Origin of the sequence: Agrobacterium vitis, from assembly GCF_014926405.1 — a bacterium.
In the GTDB taxonomy this organism is placed as follows: domain Bacteria; phylum Pseudomonadota; class Alphaproteobacteria; order Rhizobiales; family Rhizobiaceae; genus Allorhizobium; species Allorhizobium vitis_H.
Genome location: NZ_JACXXJ020000005.1, coordinates 1,727,413 through 1,746,574, shown reverse-complemented (window position 1 = coordinate 1,746,574; position 19,162 = coordinate 1,727,413). Strand labels below are relative to the sequence as shown.

General features: G+C 56.5%; 15 protein-coding genes. 13 read left to right on the top strand and 2 right to left on the bottom strand.

Annotated features, from left to right (window positions below):
- The first annotated feature begins 311 nt into the window (after positions 1 to 311).
- The 4 genes from rplJ to rpoC all read left to right on the top strand — a co-directional run bounded on the left by rplJ (position 312) and on the right by rpoC (position 10,061).
- Positions 312 to 830: a 50S ribosomal protein L10 gene (gene rplJ / locus IEI95_RS19390; RefSeq protein WP_194416919.1), complete on the top strand. Its 519-nt coding sequence runs from the start codon at positions 312 to 314 to the stop codon at positions 828 to 830.
- A gap of 68 nt (positions 831 to 898) precedes the next feature.
- Positions 899 to 1,273 carry a 50S ribosomal protein L7/L12 gene (gene rplL / locus IEI95_RS19385; protein WP_156533255.1) on the top strand — a complete coding sequence of 125 codons (375 nt, stop codon included), beginning with the start codon at positions 899 to 901 and terminating at the stop codon, positions 1,271 to 1,273.
- Positions 1,274 to 1,525: 252 nt separating this feature from the next.
- Positions 1,526 to 5,665, top strand: a complete 4,140-nt coding sequence (gene rpoB / locus IEI95_RS19380) for a DNA-directed RNA polymerase subunit beta (RefSeq protein WP_156533254.1) — start codon at positions 1,526 to 1,528, stop codon at positions 5,663 to 5,665.
- Positions 5,666 to 5,849: 184 nt separating this feature from the next.
- Positions 5,850 to 10,061, top strand: a complete 4,212-nt coding sequence (gene rpoC / locus IEI95_RS19375) for a DNA-directed RNA polymerase subunit beta' (RefSeq protein WP_060715708.1) — start codon at positions 5,850 to 5,852, stop codon at positions 10,059 to 10,061.
- 149 nt (positions 10,062 to 10,210) lie between these two features.
- Here rpoC and IEI95_RS19370 read toward each other — a convergent pair whose 3' ends face one another.
- Both IEI95_RS19370 and IEI95_RS19365 read right to left on the bottom strand, forming a co-directional pair.
- Positions 10,211 to 10,645: an NUDIX hydrolase gene (locus IEI95_RS19370; protein WP_156533253.1), complete on the bottom strand. Its 435-nt coding sequence runs from the start codon at positions 10,643 to 10,645 to the stop codon at positions 10,211 to 10,213.
- 11 nt (positions 10,646 to 10,656) lie between these two features.
- Positions 10,657 to 10,950 carry a transcriptional regulator gene (locus tag IEI95_RS19365; RefSeq protein ID WP_156533252.1) on the bottom strand — a complete coding sequence of 98 codons (294 nt, stop codon included), beginning with the start codon at positions 10,948 to 10,950 and terminating at the stop codon, positions 10,657 to 10,659.
- 679 nt (positions 10,951 to 11,629) lie between these two features.
- Here IEI95_RS19365 and rpsL point away from each other — a divergent pair.
- The 9 genes from rpsL (at position 11,630) to rplB (ending at position 19,149) form a co-directional block, all read left to right on the top strand.
- Positions 11,630 to 12,001 carry a 30S ribosomal protein S12 gene (rpsL, locus tag IEI95_RS19360; protein WP_003507760.1) on the top strand — a complete coding sequence of 124 codons (372 nt, stop codon included), beginning with the start codon at positions 11,630 to 11,632 and terminating at the stop codon, positions 11,999 to 12,001.
- An 82-nt stretch (positions 12,002 to 12,083) separates the two neighbouring features.
- The gene (rpsG, locus tag IEI95_RS19355; protein ID WP_015915736.1) at positions 12,084 to 12,554 is read left to right on the top strand and encodes a 30S ribosomal protein S7; all 471 of its coding nucleotides are present in this window, start codon (positions 12,084 to 12,086) and stop codon (positions 12,552 to 12,554) included.
- Between the two features lie 34 nt (positions 12,555 to 12,588).
- Complete coding sequence (gene fusA, locus IEI95_RS19350) at positions 12,589 to 14,688, top strand: elongation factor G (protein ID WP_015915737.1); 2,100 nt, start codon at positions 12,589 to 12,591, stop codon at positions 14,686 to 14,688.
- Between the two features lie 71 nt (positions 14,689 to 14,759).
- Positions 14,760 to 15,935, top strand: a complete 1,176-nt coding sequence (gene tuf, locus IEI95_RS19345) for an elongation factor Tu (protein ID WP_015915721.1) — start codon at positions 14,760 to 14,762, stop codon at positions 15,933 to 15,935.
- A gap of 321 nt (positions 15,936 to 16,256) precedes the next feature.
- Positions 16,257 to 16,565, top strand: coding sequence for a 30S ribosomal protein S10 (gene rpsJ / locus IEI95_RS19340; protein ID WP_006728688.1), 309 nt, complete (start codon positions 16,257 to 16,259; stop codon positions 16,563 to 16,565).
- 171 nt (positions 16,566 to 16,736) lie between these two features.
- Positions 16,737 to 17,378, top strand: a complete 642-nt coding sequence (gene rplC / locus IEI95_RS19335; protein WP_015915738.1) for a 50S ribosomal protein L3 — start codon at positions 16,737 to 16,739, stop codon at positions 17,376 to 17,378.
- 12 nt (positions 17,379 to 17,390) lie between these two features.
- A complete protein-coding gene (gene rplD / locus IEI95_RS19330) occupies positions 17,391 to 18,011 on the top strand; it encodes a 50S ribosomal protein L4 (protein WP_015915739.1) in 621 nt (206 codons plus the stop codon).
- Positions 18,008 to 18,301, top strand: a complete 294-nt coding sequence (locus IEI95_RS19325; protein ID WP_015915740.1) for a 50S ribosomal protein L23 — start codon at positions 18,008 to 18,010, stop codon at positions 18,299 to 18,301. The genes rplD and IEI95_RS19325 overlap by 4 nt, the downstream gene beginning before the upstream one ends.
- Positions 18,302 to 18,312: 11 nt before the next feature.
- A complete protein-coding gene (gene rplB / locus IEI95_RS19320) occupies positions 18,313 to 19,149 on the top strand; it encodes a 50S ribosomal protein L2 (RefSeq protein ID WP_015915741.1) in 837 nt (278 codons plus the stop codon).
- Positions 19,150 to 19,162 lie beyond the last annotated feature (13 nt).

Sequence of the window (19,162 nt, the reverse complement as noted above, 5' to 3'; positions counted from 1 at the left end):
TTCCCGGTCCTTCGGGACCGGGAATGTCCGGTTTTATAGCCGGATTTCCTGTCCGAGATTGTGGGCGGCCGCAAGGCCTTAATATTTGCCTGCATGAGACGGGTAAGACCCGAAATTCTTCACGAACGCCAAGGCGTTACGGAAGTGTCGGTTCGAGCCTTGTGTGCCTTGTGCCTGACGCCTTCGGGTGACAGTGCGGGGGGACAGGATCCTCAAGCGTCGCTTGGGATCTGACGAGTTTAGATCCCTTGAGGCAAAGGCAAACCCGATGGGGCCTGCAGGATTGCGGTCCCGTCTACTGGAGACAGACAGTGGAAAGAGCGGAAAAACGCGAATTCGTCACAGAACTGAACGAAGTCTTCAAGGCTTCTGGTTCGGTTGTTGTGGCCCACTATGCTGGTGTCACGGTTGCGCAGATGAACGACTTCCGTTCAAAAATGCGCGCTGCTGGCGGCACCGTCAAAGTCGCGAAGAACCGTCTGGCCAAGATCGCTCTTCAGGGCACGGAGTCGGAAGGGATGACAGATCTCTTCAAGGGCCAGACGCTGATTGCATACAGCGTTGACCCAATCACGGCTCCGAAAGTCGTCATGGATTTCGCCAAGATTAACGACAAGCTCGTTGTTCTCGGTGGTTCCATGGGAACAACCACGCTCTCCGTGGATGCAGTCAAGTCGCTTGCGACCCTGCCTTCGCTGGACGAGCTGCGTGCAAAGCTGGTCGGCATGATTCAGACCCCGGCTACTCGCATCGCAGGCGTTGTTCAGGCACCGGCAGCTCAGCTTGCTCGCGTGTTTGCGGCTTATGCCAAGAAGGACGAAGCCGCGTAAGGCGGTTTTTCGCTGTTCATACCCAAACCAGTTCGTTTCGAACCGAACACTGATAAAGGACTAGTAAAATGGCTGATCTCGCTAAGATCGTAGAAGACCTCTCCTCTTTGACCGTTCTGGAAGCTGCTGAGCTTTCCAAGCTGCTCGAAGAAAAGTGGGGCGTATCTGCAGCTGCTCCTGTAGCTGCTGCTGCTGCCGGTGGCGCTGCTGCTGCCGTTGTTGAAGAAGAAAAGACCGAGTTCGACGTTATCCTGACCGAAGCCGGTGCAAACAAGATCAACGTCATCAAGGAAGTTCGCGCGATCACAGGCCTCGGCCTGAAGGAAGCCAAGGACCTCGTTGAAGGCGCTCCGAAGGCTGTCAAGGAAGCCGTTTCCAAGGCTGAAGCTGCTGACCTGAAGAAGAAGCTTGAAGACGCTGGCGCCAAGGTTGACGTCAAGTAATTCAGACTTCGGCTCCGGCGAGGGTGTAAACTCTCTCCGGAGCCGTTTTCCTGGCGGAAATTATTACCCAAAAGCCGGTAAAACGGCTTTTGGGTAATGGGTTCTCAAGAGGATGGTTCCGATCTGGCGCTCAAGGCAAACCGGCCTTCCCGCCTGAACTGGAACGAGATTGATGATCCATGATTGATGGTGCCGCCTGGCCAGCGGTTGCCGTCTGTTGCAGGCCCGGGTGCAAACTGACAAGGAGCGACGATGGCTCAGACCCTTTCCTTTAACGGTCGCAGGCGCGTACGCAAGTTTTTCGGAAAAATTCCAGAAGTCGCAGAAATGCCGAACCTCATCGAGGTTCAAAAGGCATCTTATGATCAGTTCCTCATGGTTGACGAGCCCGAAGGTGGTCGTCCCGACGAGGGACTTCAAACCGTTTTCAAGTCCGTCTTCCCGATCACCGATTTTTCCGGTGCGTCGATGCTGGAATTCGTATCCTACGAATTCGAGCCGCCGAAGTTCGACGTCGATGAATGCCGCCAGCGCGACCTGACCTATGCAGCTCCTCTCAAGGTCACTTTGCGCCTGATCGTGTTCGATATTGATGAAGATACGGGCGCCCGCTCGATCAAGGACATCAAGGAACAGTCGGTCTATATGGGCGACATGCCTTTGATGACCAATAACGGCACGTTTATCGTCAACGGCACCGAGCGCGTTATCGTGTCGCAGATGCACCGTTCGCCGGGCGTGTTCTTCGACCACGACAAGGGCAAGAGCCATTCCTCCGGCAAGCTGCTGTTTGCCGCCCGCGTCATTCCTTATCGCGGTTCCTGGCTCGATATCGAGTTTGACGCCAAGGACATTGTCCACGCCCGTATCGACCGCCGCCGCAAGATCCCCGTGACCTCGCTGCTGATGGCGCTGGGCATGGATGGCGAAGAGATCCTTTCGACCTTCTACTCCAAGTCCGACTACAAGCGCGATGGCAAGGGCTGGCGCGTACCTTTCCAGGCGGAAACGCTGAAGGGTTCCAAGACGCTCGTCGACATGGTTGATGCCGATAGCGGCGAAGTCGTTGTCGAAGCCGGTAAGAAGCTTACGCCGCGTCTTCTGCGTCAGTTGCAGGACAAGGGTCTGAAAGCGCTGAAGGCGACCGACGAGGACCTCTACGGCAATTATCTGGCCGAGGATATCGTCAATTTTGCTACCGGTGAGATCTATCTCGAAGCCGGCGACGAAATCGACGAGAAGACCCTGCCGATCATTCTGGATGCGGGCTTCGAAGAGATTCCGGTTCTGGGCATCGACCATATCAATGTTGGCGCCTATATCCGCAACACACTGGCTGCCGATAAGAACGAAAACCGCCAGGACGCTCTGTTCGATATCTACCGCGTCATGCGTCCGGGTGAGCCGCCGACCATGGATTCGGCTGAAGCCATGTTCAACTCGTTGTTCTTCGACAGCGAGCGCTATGACCTGTCGGCTGTTGGCCGCGTCAAGATGAACATGCGCCTCGACCTCGAAGTGGCCGACACCGTGCGCGTTCTGCGCAAGGAAGACATCCTGGCCGTGGTCAAGATGTTGGTCGAATTGCGTGACGGCAAGGGTGAAATCGACGATATCGACAACCTCGGAAACCGTCGTGTTCGTTCCGTCGGTGAATTGATGGAGAACCAGTATCGCCTGGGTCTGCTGCGCATGGAACGCGCCATCAAGGAACGCATGTCGTCGATCGAAATCGACACGGTCATGCCGCAGGATCTGATCAACGCCAAGCCTGCCGCTGCCGCTGTGCGCGAGTTCTTCGGTTCGTCCCAGCTCAGCCAGTTCATGGACCAGGTCAACCCGCTGTCGGAAATCACCCACAAGCGCCGTCTTTCGGCTCTTGGACCGGGTGGTCTGACCCGCGAGCGCGCTGGCTTTGAAGTGCGCGACGTGCATCCGACCCATTACGGCCGTATCTGCCCGATTGAGACGCCTGAAGGCCCGAATATCGGTCTGATCAACTCGCTTGCCACCTTCGCACGGGTCAACAAATACGGCTTCATCGAAAGCCCGTATCGTAAGATCATCGACGGCGTGGTGACCAAGGACGTGATCTACCTTTCCGCTATGGAAGAGGCCAAGTATTACGTCGCCCAGGCCAATGCTGAACTGAACGCTGAAGGCCATTTCGTCGAAGAGTTCGTCGTCTGCCGTCATGCGGGAGAAGTGATGCTGTCGCCGCGCGACACCATCAACCTGATGGACGTTTCGCCAAAGCAGCTCGTGTCCGTTGCCGCCGCTCTTATTCCGTTCCTGGAAAACGACGACGCCAACCGCGCGCTGATGGGCTCCAACATGCAGCGTCAGGCTGTGCCGCTGCTGCGGGCTGAAGCACCGTTCGTCGGCACCGGCATGGAGCCGATCGTGGCACGCGATTCCGGTGCAGCTATCGGTGCCCGTCGTGGTGGCGTGGTCGACCAGGTGGATGCGACGCGTATCGTTATCCGCGCCACGGAAGATCTCGATGCCGGCAAGTCCGGTGTTGATATCTATCGTTTGCAGAAGTTCCAGCGGTCCAACCAGAATACCTGCGTTAACCAGCGTCCGCTGGTTGCTGTCGGCGATATTCTGAACAAGGGCGATATCATCGCGGACGGTCCATCGACCGACCTCGGCGACCTGGCGCTTGGCCGCAACGCGCTCGTCGCGTTCATGCCCTGGAACGGCTACAACTATGAGGACTCGATCCTCATGTCGGAGCGTATCGTTAGCGAAGACGTGTTCACCTCGATCCATATCGAGGAGTTCGAAGTCATGGCCCGCGATACCAAGCTTGGGCCTGAAGAAATCACCCGCGATATTCCGAACGTCTCGGAAGAAGCGCTTCGCAACCTCGATGAAGCCGGTATCGTCTACATTGGTGCGGAAGTGCAGCCGGGCGATATCCTGGTCGGCAAGATCACTCCGAAGGGCGAAAGCCCGATGACGCCGGAAGAAAAGCTTCTGCGCGCCATCTTCGGTGAAAAGGCTTCCGACGTTCGTGATACCTCGATGCGCATGCCTCCGGGCACGTTCGGGACCATTGTCGAAGTTCGGGTTTTCAACCGCCACGGCGTTGAAAAAGACGAGCGCGCCATGGCCATCGAGCGCGAGGAAATCGAACGTCTCGCCAAGGACCGTGACGACGAACAGGCAATCCTGGACCGCAATGTCTATGGTCGTTTGCTTGACACGCTGCGTGGTCAGGTTTCGATTGCCGGTCCGAAGGGTTTCAAGAAGGGCGTCGAACTCAACAACGCCGTCATTTCTGAATATCCGCGTTCGCAATGGTGGATGTTCGCCGTTGAAGACGAGAAGGTTCAAAGTGAGCTGGAAGCGCTTCGCGGCCAGTACGACGAATCCAAGTCGCGCCTTGAACAGCGCTTCATGGATAAGGTCGAGAAGGTTCAGCGCGGCGATGAAATGCCTCCGGGCGTCATGAAGATGGTCAAGGTCTTTGTTGCTGTGAAGCGCAAGATCCAGCCGGGCGACAAGATGGCTGGCCGTCACGGTAACAAGGGCGTGGTATCGCGCATCGTTCCGGTTGAGGACATGCCGTTCCTCGAAGACGGTACGCATGTCGATATCGTTTTGAACCCGCTCGGCGTGCCGTCGCGTATGAATGTCGGCCAGATTCTTGAAACCCACCTTGCCTGGGCTTGCGCCGGCATGGGTCGCAAGATCGGGCAGATGCTTGAAGACTACCACAAGCATCTGGACATCACCGAGCTCAGGACGGAACTGGTCGATCTCTACGCCAGCGAGTCGCATGACGAAGTGGCCAAATTCGATGACGAATCGCTTCTGCGGCTGGCTGATCAGGCCAAGAGCGGCCTTTCTATCGCAACGCCGGTTTTCGACGGTGCGCATGAAAGCGACGTTTCGGAAATGCTGACCCGCGCCGGTCTGCACACGTCTGGCCAGTCGGTGCTCTATGATGGACGTACGGGTGAAACCTTCGACCGTAAGGTCACTGTTGGTTATATGTACATGATCAAGCTCAACCACTTGGTTGACGACAAGATCCATGCGCGTTCCATCGGCCCTTACTCGCTCGTCACCCAGCAGCCTTTGGGCGGCAAGGCACAGTTCGGCGGTCAGCGCTTCGGGGAAATGGAAGTCTGGGCTCTGGAAGCTTACGGCGCCGCCTACACCCTGCAGGAAATGCTGACGGTGAAGTCGGATGACGTGGCCGGTCGTACCAAGGTCTACGAGGCGATTGTCCGGGGCGACGATACGTTCGAAGCCGGTATTCCGGAAAGCTTCAACGTTCTGGTCAAGGAAATGCGGTCGCTTGGTCTGTCGGTCGAGCTGGAGAATTCCAAGCTCGAAACGGTTGATGCCGTCAACCCGTTGCCGGACGCTGCGGAATAACAGTGACAGTGGGGCGCGCGCGTTTCGATGCGCGCGCCGTCCTCCGCCAGTTGTAAAGTTCAACCGGCGCGGGGACTTTTGCCGCATTCAGCGGTTATTGTCGTTTTAAGGCGCGGTGCGGCTTCCCGGGAAGGGCCGCAATCGTTGCCAAGCTGAGGGCCCCAGGCCCCACAAGGAGATAGGCATGAACCAAGAGGTCATGAACCTTTTCAACCCGCAGGTCCCTGCGCAGCATTTCGATTCCATCCGGATTTCGATTGCCTCGCCGGAGAAGATCCTGTCATGGTCGTATGGCGAAATCAAAAAGCCTGAGACCATCAACTACCGCACTTTCAAGCCGGAGCGCGACGGTCTGTTCTGCGCCCGTATCTTTGGTCCGATCAAGGATTACGAGTGCTTGTGCGGCAAGTACAAGCGCATGAAGTACAAGGGCATCATCTGCGAAAAGTGCGGCGTGGAAGTCACTCTGTCGCGTGTTCGCCGTGAGCGCATGGGCCATATTGAGCTGGCCGCTCCCGTTGCCCATATCTGGTTCTTGAAGTCGCTGCCGTCGCGCATTTCGACCCTGCTCGACATGACGTTGAAGGATGTGGAGCGCGTTCTCTACTTCGAAAACTACATTGTCACGGAGCCGGGCCTGACGGCCCTGAAGCAGAACCAGCTTCTGTCCGAAGAAGAATACATGATGGCGGTCGATGAATATGGTGAAGACCAGTTCACCGCCATGATCGGTGCTGAAGCCATCTTTGAAATGCTGGCCTCAATGAATCTCGAGCGCATCGCCGGCGAATTGCGTCAGGATCTTGCCGACACCACGTCGGACCTGAAGCAGAAGAAGCTGATGAAGCGCCTGAAGATCGTTGAGAACTTCATGGAATCTGGCAATCGTCCTGAATGGATGATCATGAAGGTTGTTCCCGTGATTCCGCCGGACCTGCGTCCGTTGGTTCCGCTGGATGGTGGCCGTTTTGCGACCTCCGACCTGAACGATCTCTATCGCCGCGTCATCAACCGTAACAACCGTCTGAAGCGGTTGATCGAGCTGCGCGCGCCGGGCATCATCATCCGTAACGAAAAGCGCATGTTGCAGGAATCTGTTGACGCGCTGTTCGACAACGGCCGCCGTGGCCGCGTCATCACCGGCGCCAACAAGCGTCCGCTCAAGTCGCTGTCCGATATGCTCAAGGGCAAGCAGGGCCGCTTCCGTCAGAACCTTCTCGGTAAGCGCGTCGACTATTCTGGCCGTTCGGTTATCGTGACCGGTCCGGAACTGAAGCTGCACCAGTGCGGCCTGCCAAAGAAAATGGCGCTCGAACTTTTCAAACCCTTCATCTACGCCCGTCTGGACGCCAAGGGGTATTCCTCGACCGTCAAGCAGGCCAAGAAGCTGGTTGAAAAGGAAAAGCCGGAAGTCTGGGATATCCTGGACGAGGTTATCCGCGAACATCCCGTGCTGCTGAACCGCGCACCGACGCTGCACCGTCTGGGTATCCAGGCCTTCGAACCAATTCTGGTTGAAGGCAAGGCCATTCAGCTGCATCCGCTGGTCTGCACGGCCTTCAACGCCGACTTCGACGGCGACCAGATGGCTGTTCACGTGCCGCTTTCGCTGGAAGCCCAGCTGGAAGCCCGCGTGTTGATGATGTCCACCAACAACATTCTGCATCCGGCAAACGGTGCGCCGATTATCGTTCCTTCTCAGGATATGGTTCTCGGTCTCTACTATTTGTCGATCATGAACCAGAATGAGCCGGGCGAAGGCATGGTCTTCTCCGACATCGGCGAACTGCATCACGCCCTTGAAAACAAGGTGGTGACGCTGCACTCCAAGATCCGTGGTCGTTTCAAGACCGTGGATGCGGAAGGCAAGCCTGTTTCGAAGATTTTCGAAACCACACCGGGCCGTATGCTGATTGGCGAACTTCTGCCGAAGAACGTCAATGTGCCGTTTGACACCTGCAATCAGGAAATGACCAAGAAGAACATCTCCAAGATGATCGACACGGTCTACCGTCATTGCGGCCAGAAGGACACGGTGATTTTCTGCGACCGGATCATGCAGCTTGGCTTCCGCCATGCATGTAAGGCTGGCATTTCCTTTGGTAAGGATGACATGGTCATTCCGGACTCCAAGGTGAAGATCGTTGGCGACACCGAATCCTTGGTGAAGGAATACGAACAGCAGTATAACGACGGTCTGATCACCCAGGGTGAGAAGTACAATAAGGTCGTTGACGCTTGGGGTAAGGCGACTGAAAAGGTTGCGGAAGACATGATGGCCCGCATTAAGGCTGTTGAGTTCGATCCGGAAACTGGCCGCCAAAAGCCGATGAACGCGATTTACATGATGTCTCACTCCGGTGCGCGTGGTTCTCCGAACCAGATGCGTCAGCTGGGTGGTATGCGTGGTCTTATGGCCAAGCCATCGGGCGAAATCATTGAAACTCCGATCATTTCGAACTTTAAGGAAGGTCTGACCGTTAACGAGTACTTCAACTCGACCCACGGTGCCCGTAAGGGTCTTGCAGACACGGCCTTGAAGACCGCGAACTCGGGTTACCTGACCCGTCGTCTGGTTGACGTAGCCCAAGATTGCATCGTTAATCTGGTCGATTGCGGTACCGACAAGGGCCTGACCATGACGGCGATTGTTGACGCCGGTCAGGTTGTGGCTTCGATTGGTGTGCGTGTTCTTGGTCGTACGGCGCTGGACGATATCGATCATCCGGTCACGGGTGAGCGGATCGTTGACGCTGGTCGCATGATCCTTGAAGCCGATGTCATCGAAATCGAGAAGGCTGGTATTCAGTCGATCCGTATTCGTTCGGCTCTGACCTGCGAAGTTCAGACCGGCGTATGCTCGATCTGCTACGGTCGCGACCTTGCCCGTGGTACACCTGTGAACATGGGTGAAGCTGTGGGTGTTATCGCCGCGCAGTCCATCGGTGAGCCAGGTACCCAGCTGACCATGCGTACGTTCCACTTGGGCGGTACGGCCAACGTGGTTGACCAATCGTTCCTGGAGGCCTCCTATGAGGGGACTATCCAGATCAAGAACCGCAACATGCTGCGCAACTCTGACGGCATTTATGTCGCCATGGGCCGTAGCATCGCGGTGACGATCCTGGACGAACGCGGTGTTGAGCGCTCCTCGCAGCGTGTTGCCTATGGTTCCAAGTTGTTTGTCGACGATGGCGACAAGGTCAAGCGCGGTCAGCGTCTGGCTGAGTGGGACCCATACACACGCCCGATGATGACCGAAGTGGAAGGTGTCGTTCATTTTGAGGATCTGGTCGACGGTATCTCCGTTCTGGAAGCTACCGACGAATCCACTGGTATCACCAAGCGTCAGGTTATCGACTGGCGTTCGACGCCGCGTGGCGCCGATCTGAAGCCGGCAATTGTCATCAAGGACACTCAGGGCAATGTGCTCAAGGTTCCGCGTGGTGGTGAAGCTCGGTTCCAGCTGTCGGTCGATGCAATCCTGTCGGTTGAACCCGGCCAGCGCGTCTCCCAGGGTGACGTTCTTGCTCGTTCGCCAATGGAAAGCGCCAAGACCAAGGACATCACCGGTGGTCTGCCGCGTGTTGCCGAATTGTTCGAAGCCCGTCGTCCGAAGGATCACGCCATCATCGCTGAAATCGATGGTACGATCCGGTTGGGCCGCGACTACAAGAACAAGCGTCGCGTTATCATCGAGCCGGCGGAAGACGGTGTCGAGCCTGTCGAATACCTGATCCCGAAGGGCAAGCCCTTCCATCTTCAGGAAGGCGACTATATCGAAAAGGGTGACTATATCCTCGACGGTAATCCGGCTCCGCACGATATTCTGGCGATCAAGGGTGTCGAGGCGCTGGCAAGCTACCTGGTCAACGAAATCCAGGAAGTCTATCGCTTGCAGGGCGTTGTGATCAACGACAAGCACATCGAGGTGATTGTTCGCCAGATGCTGCAGAAGGTCGAAATCACCGACAGCGGCGACAGCCAGTATATCGTTGGCGACAATGTCGACCGTATCGAGCTGGACGAAGCCAACGAACGTCTGGTTGAAGAAGGCAAGAAGCCAGCCTTTGGCGATCCGGTATTGCTCGGTATCACCAAGGCCTCGCTGCAGACGCCGTCCTTCATCTCGGCTGCGTCCTTCCAGGAAACCACCAAGGTTCTCACGGAAGCGGCAATTGCCGGCAAGACCGATACGTTGCAAGGCCTGAAGGAAAACGTCATCGTCGGTCGTCTGATCCCGGCCGGTACCGGTGGTACCATGACCCAGATCCGTCGTATCGCCACCTCGCGTGATGACCTCATTCTCGAGGAACGTCGCAAGGGAACCGGTGCGGATCTCGCAACCCCGATGCTGCGCGATATGGCAGGCGAGGGTGCTCCTGCCGCCGAGTAATCGGTGCAGCAGTCGAAATAAAAAAGCCGTCCGGAGCGATCCGGGCGGCTTTTCCGTTTTATGATGTTGCTTAGCGAAGGTCGGAGTTTGTTCGGGCTTATCAGTGGGAAATGTAATCCGGTGCTTGGCTCAATGAGAACCATACAGATCTAAAGAAGCAGGGGCAGGGCGGCGCCATGCTCATAGCCTAGCCGCTGGCTTGCCTCATCCAGGTTTAACCAGAAGAAGGAAAACAGCACCGGAGCACCACCGCCGTGAGGTGTTGTTTCGCTGTGAAACCAGCTCTGCGGATAGAGAGAGCGAAGCAAAGGCAGGTGGAAAAAATGGCGCTTGTGGTGGATGGAAACGCCATCTCGAACATCCCGATAACAGACAGAAGTCAGAAAGCGGGGAGGCGAGGGACAGGCAAAGCCCGTCTCCTCTTCGAATTCACGACAAGCCGCAGCGCTGGGGCTTTCACCGTGTTCAACGGTGCCACCTGGCACCTGCGGTAGAATATGTGGAAAATCCGGCTCATCGAAGACCAAGAGCCGGTCGCGGTCGGCTGCATAGACAAGGACCCTTTCAATGACATGTCCTGTCATTCATGGCTCACTCAGTTGAAGCGGATGATCGCCACTTCACCTTCGAGTGCGCCCTGATAGGCCGAGGCATGCGGCTCGTCTGACGGAGGCTCGGTCACCATGCCGATCTGGTCCAGGTCGGCTTCCAGAAAGCCTTCCTCGGCCAGTGCATTCAAAGCCTCGCGCACGGCGGAATCGTCATCGGGCGCTCTCAGCAGAATATGCAGGTCAATGCCTTCGGTGCCCGTTTCTTCATAGGCCTTGGCAATGATGATGAAGACCATCGGTCCGTCCGAATTATTGTCATTGTCAGGGGTCGAAATCATCAGTCGGTCCTTATGACGGGTCGCCTTTCTTCTGGCTCGAGACAAGCGAGCCGCCAGGTGACCGCGATAGCAACGGTTAGAAAGTCTTGTAGCCGGGAATCGTTTCGGCACAATAACCTAATCGATAATTTCATCGTTATAGAGCCATCCGCCGTCGTCAAGCTGAAGGCTGGATGCAAATCCCAAAACACCCAGCTTCATGTGCAAAACCCGCCGTTTGGCAGGCATGAAAACGATTCTTCTATCGCAGGCTGAAAATCGGCATCCTCAAGCCCGGAATTGGCCGATGACAATTGCATAATCGACCGAAACCCGTCATAACCGCAAATAGGCCGGGACCAAAGCGGCCACAGGGCTTTGGAGAGCTATTAATTTTGCGCCATGGCTTGACGGAACGGGGTGAAAACAGTAGTACGCCCCGCATCGGAGCCAATGCACGGTTATAACTTTCAGGACATATTGTTCTGAAGTTTGCCCCAGGCTTAGGATCCAAACGCACTTTGAAGACATGAATGCTGCACGCATGACGCATTCGCATGCGTCCTCTGCTTTTTGTGGTCCATCCGGAAGTCCGGATCGGGCCACATTCGCGCATGGCGAAAATTGTGCGAGCGCCGCCGGAAACGGCACAAACGGGCCTGAAAAGGCTCAAGTGACAAGAATTATAAGGGATGGTTCTATGCCTACCGTAAATCAGCTGATCCGCAAGCCGCGTCAGGCGCAGGTAAAGCGCAACAAGGTTCCTGCCTTGCAGGAAAATCCACAGAAGCGCGGTGTTTGCACCCGCGTTTATACCACGACCCCGAAGAAGCCGAACTCGGCTCTGCGTAAGGTTGCCAAGATCCGTTTGACCAATGGCTTCGAAGTCATCGGCTACATTCCGGGTGAAGGCCACAACCTGCAGGAACACTCTGTCGTCATGATCCGTGGCGGCCGCGTCAAGGACTTGCCTGGCGTTCGTTACCACATCATCCGTGGTGTTCTCGATACCCAGGGTGTCAAGAACCGTAAGCAGCGCCGTTCCAAGTATGGTGCAAAGCGTCCGAAGTAAGTCGGAAGCCTTCTTTGAAATTCAGCGCTGCGCGAGGTTCTCCGCGTGATAAAGCGTTCTAACCGTTGAGAGACGAAGTAAAATGTCCCGTCGCCATAAAGCAGAAAAGCGTGAGATCAACCCGGACCCAAAGTTCGGTGATCTGGTCGTCACCAAGTTCATGAACGCCATCATGTTGCACGGCAAGAAGTCCGTTGCTGAAAGCATCGTCTACGGTGCCTTCGATGTCGTTGAAGCCAAGTCCAAGGCAGAGCCGATCGCAATCTTCCATCAGGCGCTTGAAAATGTCGCCCCGCATGTTGAAGTTCGATCGCGCCGCGTTGGTGGTGCAACATACCAGGTCCCCGTCGACGTCCGTCCGGAGCGCCGTCAGGCGCTCGCCATTCGCTGGCTGATCATCGCCGCCCGCAAGCGCAACGAGACCACCATGGTCGATCGTTTGTCAGGCGAATTGCTTGATGCGTCCAACAATCGCGGCAGCGCTGTCAAGAAGCGTGAAGACACGCACAAGATGGCCGACGCCAACCGCGCCTTCTCGCATTACCGCTGGTAATCTTAGACGATCGAATATCGAAAGGCAGTCCACTATGGCTCGCGAATATAAAATCGAAGACTACCGCAATTTCGGGATCATGGCGCATATCGACGCCGGCAAGACCACGACGACTGAGCGGATTCTCTACTACACCGGCAAGTCGCACAAGATCGGCGAAGTTCATGATGGCGCAGCCACGATGGACTGGATGGAGCAGGAGCAGGAGCGTGGTATCACCATCACCTCTGCTGCGACCACGACCTATTGGAAGGGTCGCGATGGCAAGATGCGCCGCTTCAACATCATCGACACCCCCGGCCACGTTGACTTCACGATTGAAGTAGAACGTTCGCTTCGGGTTCTCGACGGCGCTATCGCGCTCCTCGATGCCAACGCAGGCGTTGAGCCGCAGACGGAAACTGTTTGGCGTCAGGCTGAAAAGTACAACGTTCCGCGGATGATCTTCTGCAACAAGATGGACAAGACCGGCGCTGACTTTTACCGTTCGGTAGAAATGATCAAGACCCGTCTCGGTGCCACCGCTGTTGTTATGCAGCTGCCAATCGGCGCTGAGACAGAGTTCAAGGGCGTTGTTGACCTGATCGAGATGAACGCTCTCGTTTGGCGCGATGAATCTCTGGGCGCGGCTTGGGACGTTACGGAAATCCCTGATGACCTGAAGGAAAAGGCCGTTGAATATCGCGAAAAGCTGATCGAGACCGTTGTCGAGATCGACGAACAGGCGATGGAAGACTACCTGAACGGCATCATGCCTGATAATGACAAGATCCGCGCTCTCGTTCGTCAGGGCACGATTGAAGTCAAGTTCCATCCGATGTTCTGCGGTACTGCCTTCAAGAACAAGGGCGTTCAGCCTTTGCTCGACGCTGTTTGTGAGTATCTTCCTTCTCCGCTCGATATCCCTGCTATCAAGGGTATCGATGTTAAGACCGACGGTGAAATCGAACGTCATCCTGATGATGCCGAGCCTTTGTCGATGCTGGCGTTCAAGATCATGAACGACCCCTTCGTCGGTTCGCTGACATTCTGCCGTATCTACTCCGGCAAGCTCGAAAAGGGCGCATCGGTCATGAACACGGTCAAGGAAAAGCGCGAACGCGTTGGCCGTATGCTCCAGATGCATTCCAACAGCCGTGAAGACATCGAAGAAGCCTTTGCAGGCGACATCGTTGCCCTGGCAGGCCTGAAGGAAAGCACCACGGGCGATACGCTCTGCGATCCCCTGAACCAGGTTATCCTCGAGCGCATGGAATTCCCCGAGCCGGTCATTCAGATCGCCATCGAGCCGAAGACCAAGGGCGACCAGGAAAAGATGGGTCTCGCGCTCAACCGTCTTGCTGCTGAGGATCCGTCCTTCCGCGTCAAGACCGACCAGGAATCTGGCCAGACGATCATCGCCGGCATGGGTGAACTTCACCTCGACATCATCGTCGACCGTATGCGTCGTGAGTTCAAGGTAGAAGCAACTGTCGGCGCGCCGCAGGTTGCCTATCGCGAAACCATTACGCGTCAGCACGAAGAAGACTACACTCACAAGAAGCAGTCTGGTGGTACGGGTCAGTTCGCCCGCGTCAAGATCATCTTCGAACCCAATCCTGAAGGTGATGAGTTCAAGTTCGATTCGAAGATCGTCGGTGGCTCTGTTCCCAAGGAATACATCCCTGGCGTTCAGAAGGGTATCGAAAGCGTTCTGTCTTCTGGTCCGCTGGCTGGCTTCCCGATGCTCGGCGTCAAGGCGACGCTCATCGACGGTGCTTACCACGATGTTGACTCGTCGGTTCTGGCGTTCGAAATCGCGTCTCGCGCTTGCTTCCGTGAAGCAGCAAAGAAGGCTGGTGCACAGCTGCTTGAGCCGATGATGAAGGTTGAAGTTGTGACCCCTGAAGATTACGTCGGTGACGTGATCGGCGACCTGAACTCCCGCCGTGGTCAGATCCAGGGCCAGGAAAGCCGTGGTATCGCCGTTGTCATCAACGCGCATGTGCCGCTGGCCAACATGTTCAAATATGTCGACAACCTGCGCTCCATGAGCCAGGGTCGCGCTCAGTACTCGATGGTGTTCGATCACTATTCGCCCGTTCCGAGCAATGTCGCTGCCGAAATTCAGGCAAAGTACTCCGGTCAGAAATGATCGGGGTAACCCGCCGGAACTGATAACAGGAATTTCCCCCTTCATGGGGATGAGATAATGGAGAGCCGAAAATGGCAAAGAGTAAGTTTGAGCGCAACAAGCCGCACGTTAACATTGGCACGATCGGCCACGTTGACCACGGCAAGACGTCGCTGACGGCAGCAATTACGAAGTATTTCGGTGAATACAAGGCGTATGACCAGATCGACGCTGCTCCGGAAGAAAAGGCACGCGGCATCACCATTTCGACGGCGCACGTCGAATATGAAACGCCTGCCCGTCACTACGCTCACGTTGACTGCCCCGGCCACGCCGACTACGTCAAGAACATGATCACCGGTGCAGCGCAGATGGACGGCGCGATCCTGGTTTGCTCGGCAGCTGACGGCCCGATGCCGCAGACCCGCGAACACATTCTTCTGGCGCGCCAGGTTGGCGTTCCCGCCATCGTCGTGTTCCTGAACAAGGTTGACCAGGTTGACGACGAAGAGCTTCTGGAGCTGGTCGAACTGGAAGTGCGCGAACTTCTGTCGTCCTACGACTTCCCAGGCGACGATATTCCGATTGTCAAGGGTTCGGCTCTGGCTGCTCTGGAAGACAGCAACAAGAAGATTGGCGAAGACGCGATCCGCGAACTGATGGCGGCAGTTGACTCCTACATTCCGACGCCTGAGCGCCCGATCGACCAGCCGTTCCTGATGCCAATCGAAGACGTGTTCTCGATCTCTGGCCGTGGTACGGTTGTGACGGGTCGCGTTGAGCGTGGTATCGTCAAGGTTGGTGAAGAAGTCGAAATCGTCGGCATCCGCGCCACCTCGAAGACGACCGTTACCGGCGTTGAAATGTTCCGCAAGCTGCTCGATCAGGGTCAGGCTGGCGACAACATTGGTGCCCTGGTTCGTGGCGTACAGCGCGATGGCGTTGAGCGCGGCCAGATCCTGTGCAAGCCCGGCTCTGTCAAGCCACACAAGAAGTTCATGGCAGAAGCCTACATCCTGACGAAGGAAGAAGGCGGCCGTCATACACCGTTCTTCACCAACTACCGTCCGCAGTTCTACTTCCGCACGACGGACGTTACCGGTATTGTTTCTCTGCCGGAAGGCACGGAAATGGTTATGCCTGGTGACAACGTCACGGTTCAGGTTGAACTGATCGTTCCGATCGCCATGGAAGAAAAGCTGCGCTTCGCGATCCGCGAAGGTGGCCGTACCGTCGGCGCCGGCATCGTCGCTTCGATCATCGAATAAGACGTCTTCATACAGACGAAGAAGCGCGGCATTCAATGCCGCGCTTCTTTATTTCCGGGAATCAGTTGACGAATTGACGGGGACGTTGTATGCCCCCGCCACGAACAAGGAAGAGCGGCGTATCGCCCCTCTTTCCTCTGGCTCTGCTAAGTTTCGCGGCCCGGTCTTGGGTTGCACTGGTAGGGCCCCTGATGCAGTAAGGTGACATGGACGTCGAACCGTCCTTGTGATTTTTGACAATACGGGGCCGGCCAGAAATTGGTAATTCACTGTCTTTGCGTGAGCGGGGACGTTTAAGAAAAACGAATAAGGACACGTCGAATGAACGGCCAGAATATCCGTATCCGCCTGAAGGCGTTTGATCACCGGGTTCTCGATGCCTCTACGCGGGAGATCGTTTCTACCGCCAAGCGCACCGGTGCAAGCGTCCGCGGCCCGGTTCCGCTTCCGACCCGTATTGAAAAATTCACCGTTAACCGTTCGCCTCACGTCGACAAGAAGAGCCGCGAACAGTTTGAAATGCGCACGCATAAGCGTCTGCTGGACATCGTTGATCCGACTCCGCAGACCGTCGATGCTTTGATGAAGCTCGACCTGGCTGCTGGCGTAGACGTCGAAATCAAGCTTTAAAAACCAATTCCGGCGAGAGCCGAAATAACAAGGAAGGTACGTGGCAAGACCTGCCAACGACTTCTCGAAACGGGAAACCTGAAAGTCTGGAAGGACTGGAATGGAATCCTTAAACAAAGAGGCGGGCAAGGGCCGTAGGGCCCTTGTTTTACTCTCAAGAGGAATGAACCGATGCGTTCAGGTGTGATTGCACAGAAAGTGGGAATGACCCGGGTCTATAATGACGCCGGCGAGCATGTCCCGGTAACAGTACTACGCTTGGATAATTGCCAGGTCCTGGCTCAGCGGACTGTCGATAAGCACGGCTACACTGCCGTTCAGCTCGGCGCCGGTCAGGCCAAGGTCAAGAATACATCCAAGGCAATGCGCGGCAATTTTGCCGCTGCAAACGTCGAGCCCAAGGCTAAGCTCGTCGAATTTCGCGTTTCCGAAGACAACCTCATGGATGTCGGCTCCGAGCTGAAGGCTGGTCATTTTGAAGCCGGTCAGTTGGTTGACGTGACCGGTACCACGATCGGTAAGGGTTTTGCCGGTGCCATGAAGCGCCACAATTTCGGTGGTCTTCGTGCAACCCACGGCGTGTCCGTCTCGCACCGCTCGCACGGTTCGACTGGTTCCAACCAGGATCCGGGTAAGGTCTGGAAGGGCAAGCGTATGGCCGGTCACATGGGTCAGACCCGCGTCACCACCCAGAATCTGGAAGTCGTTTCGACCGATGAAGATCGTGGCCTTATCCTGGTGAAGGGCGCTGTGCCCGGTTCCAAGGGTTCCTGGATCATCGTGCGCGACGCCGTCAAGTCGGCAGCGAAGTAAGGGAGCCAAACCATGGAACTCAACGTCAAAACCCTCGAGGGGACGGATGCCGGTACGGTTTCCCTGTCCGACGCCATTTTCGGCCTCGAACCTCGTCAAGATATCATTGCTCGCATGGTTCGTTGGCAGCTTGCCAAGAAGCAGCAGGGCACACACAAGACCAAGACCCGTGCCGAAGTATCGCGCACCGGTGCCAAGATGTACAAGCAGAAGGGTACGGGCCGCGCTCGTCACCATTCGGCTCGCGCTCCGCAGTTCCGCGGCGGCGGCAAGGCCCACGGCCCAGTCGTTCGCAGCCACGAGCATGATCTTCCCAAGAAGGTTCGCGCGCTCGCTCTGCGTCACGCTCTCTCGGCAAAGTTCAAGGCTGACGAACTGATCATCGTCGATCAGCTTGTTGCTGCCGATGCCAAGACCAAGGCCGCCGTTGGCGTGTTCGAAGCTCTTGGGCTGAAGAATGCGCTGGTGATCGGTGGCGTCGAACTCGACGTCAATTTCAAGCTCGCTGCCGCGAACATCCCGAATATCGATGTTCTGCCGGTTCAGGGCATCAACGTTTATGACATTCTGCGTCGCGGTAAGCTCGTGCTTTCCAAGGCTGCGGTTGAAGCTCTGGAGGAGCGGTTCAAATGACTGATCTTCGCCACTACGACGTGATCGTATCTCCATCGATCACTGAAAAGTCCACTCTGGTTTCCGATTTTAACCAGGTGGTCTTCAACGTCGCCCGGACTGCTTCCAAGCCTGAAATCAAGGCTGCCGTCGAAGCACTGTTCGGTGTCAAGGTCACAGCTGTGAATACGCTGCTCCGCAAGGGCAAGACTAAGCGTTTCCGCGGCTTCGCCGGTAAGCAGAAGGATGTGAAGAAGGCGATCGTTACGCTCGCCGAGGGTCAGTCCATCGACGTCTCCACCGGTCTCTGAGGAACAGAAAAATGGCATTGAAAAATTTCAATCCGACAACCCCGAGCCAGCGTCAGCTGGTCATCGTTGACCGGTCGGGCCTTTACAAGGGCAAGCCTGTCAAGTCGCTGACCGAGGGTCTGTCTTCGAAGGGCGGTCGCAACAATCTCGGTCGCATCACCGTTCGCTTTCAGGGCGGTGGTCACAAGCGCACCTATCGTCTGGTGGACTTCAAGCGTCGCAAGTTTGACGTAGAAGGCACTGTCGAGCGTCTGGAATACGACCCCAACCGTACAGCGTTTATTGCGCTGATCACCTATGCCGATGGTGAGCAGGCCTATATCCTTGCTCCGCAGCGTTTGGCAGCCGGTGACAAGGTTATCGCATCGGACAAGGCTGTCGACGTCAAGCCCGGCAACGCTATGCCGCTGCAATACGTCCCGGTCGGCTCTATCGTTCACAATGTCGAGCTGAAGCCCGGCAAGGGTGGTCAGGTTGCCCGTTCCGCTGGTGCTTACGTTCAGCTGGTCGGCCGCGATGCCGGCATGGCTATCCTGCGCCTCAGCTCGGGCGAACAGCGCCTGGTGCATGGCACTTGCCTTGCAACGGTCGGCGCCGTGTCGAACTCTGACCACGGCAACATCAATGACGGCAAGGCTGGTCGTTCGCGTTGGCGCGGTAAGCGCCCGCACGTTCGCGGCGTCGTCATGAACCCAGTCGACCACCCGCACGGCGGTGGTGAAGGCCGCACCTCCGGTGGCCGTCATCCGGTTTCCCCTTGGGGTAAGCCGACCAAGGGCAAGCGTACGCGGTCGAACAAGTCCACGGACAAGTTCATCATGCGTTCCCGCCACCAGAAGAAGAAGTAAGAGAGGTAGTCAG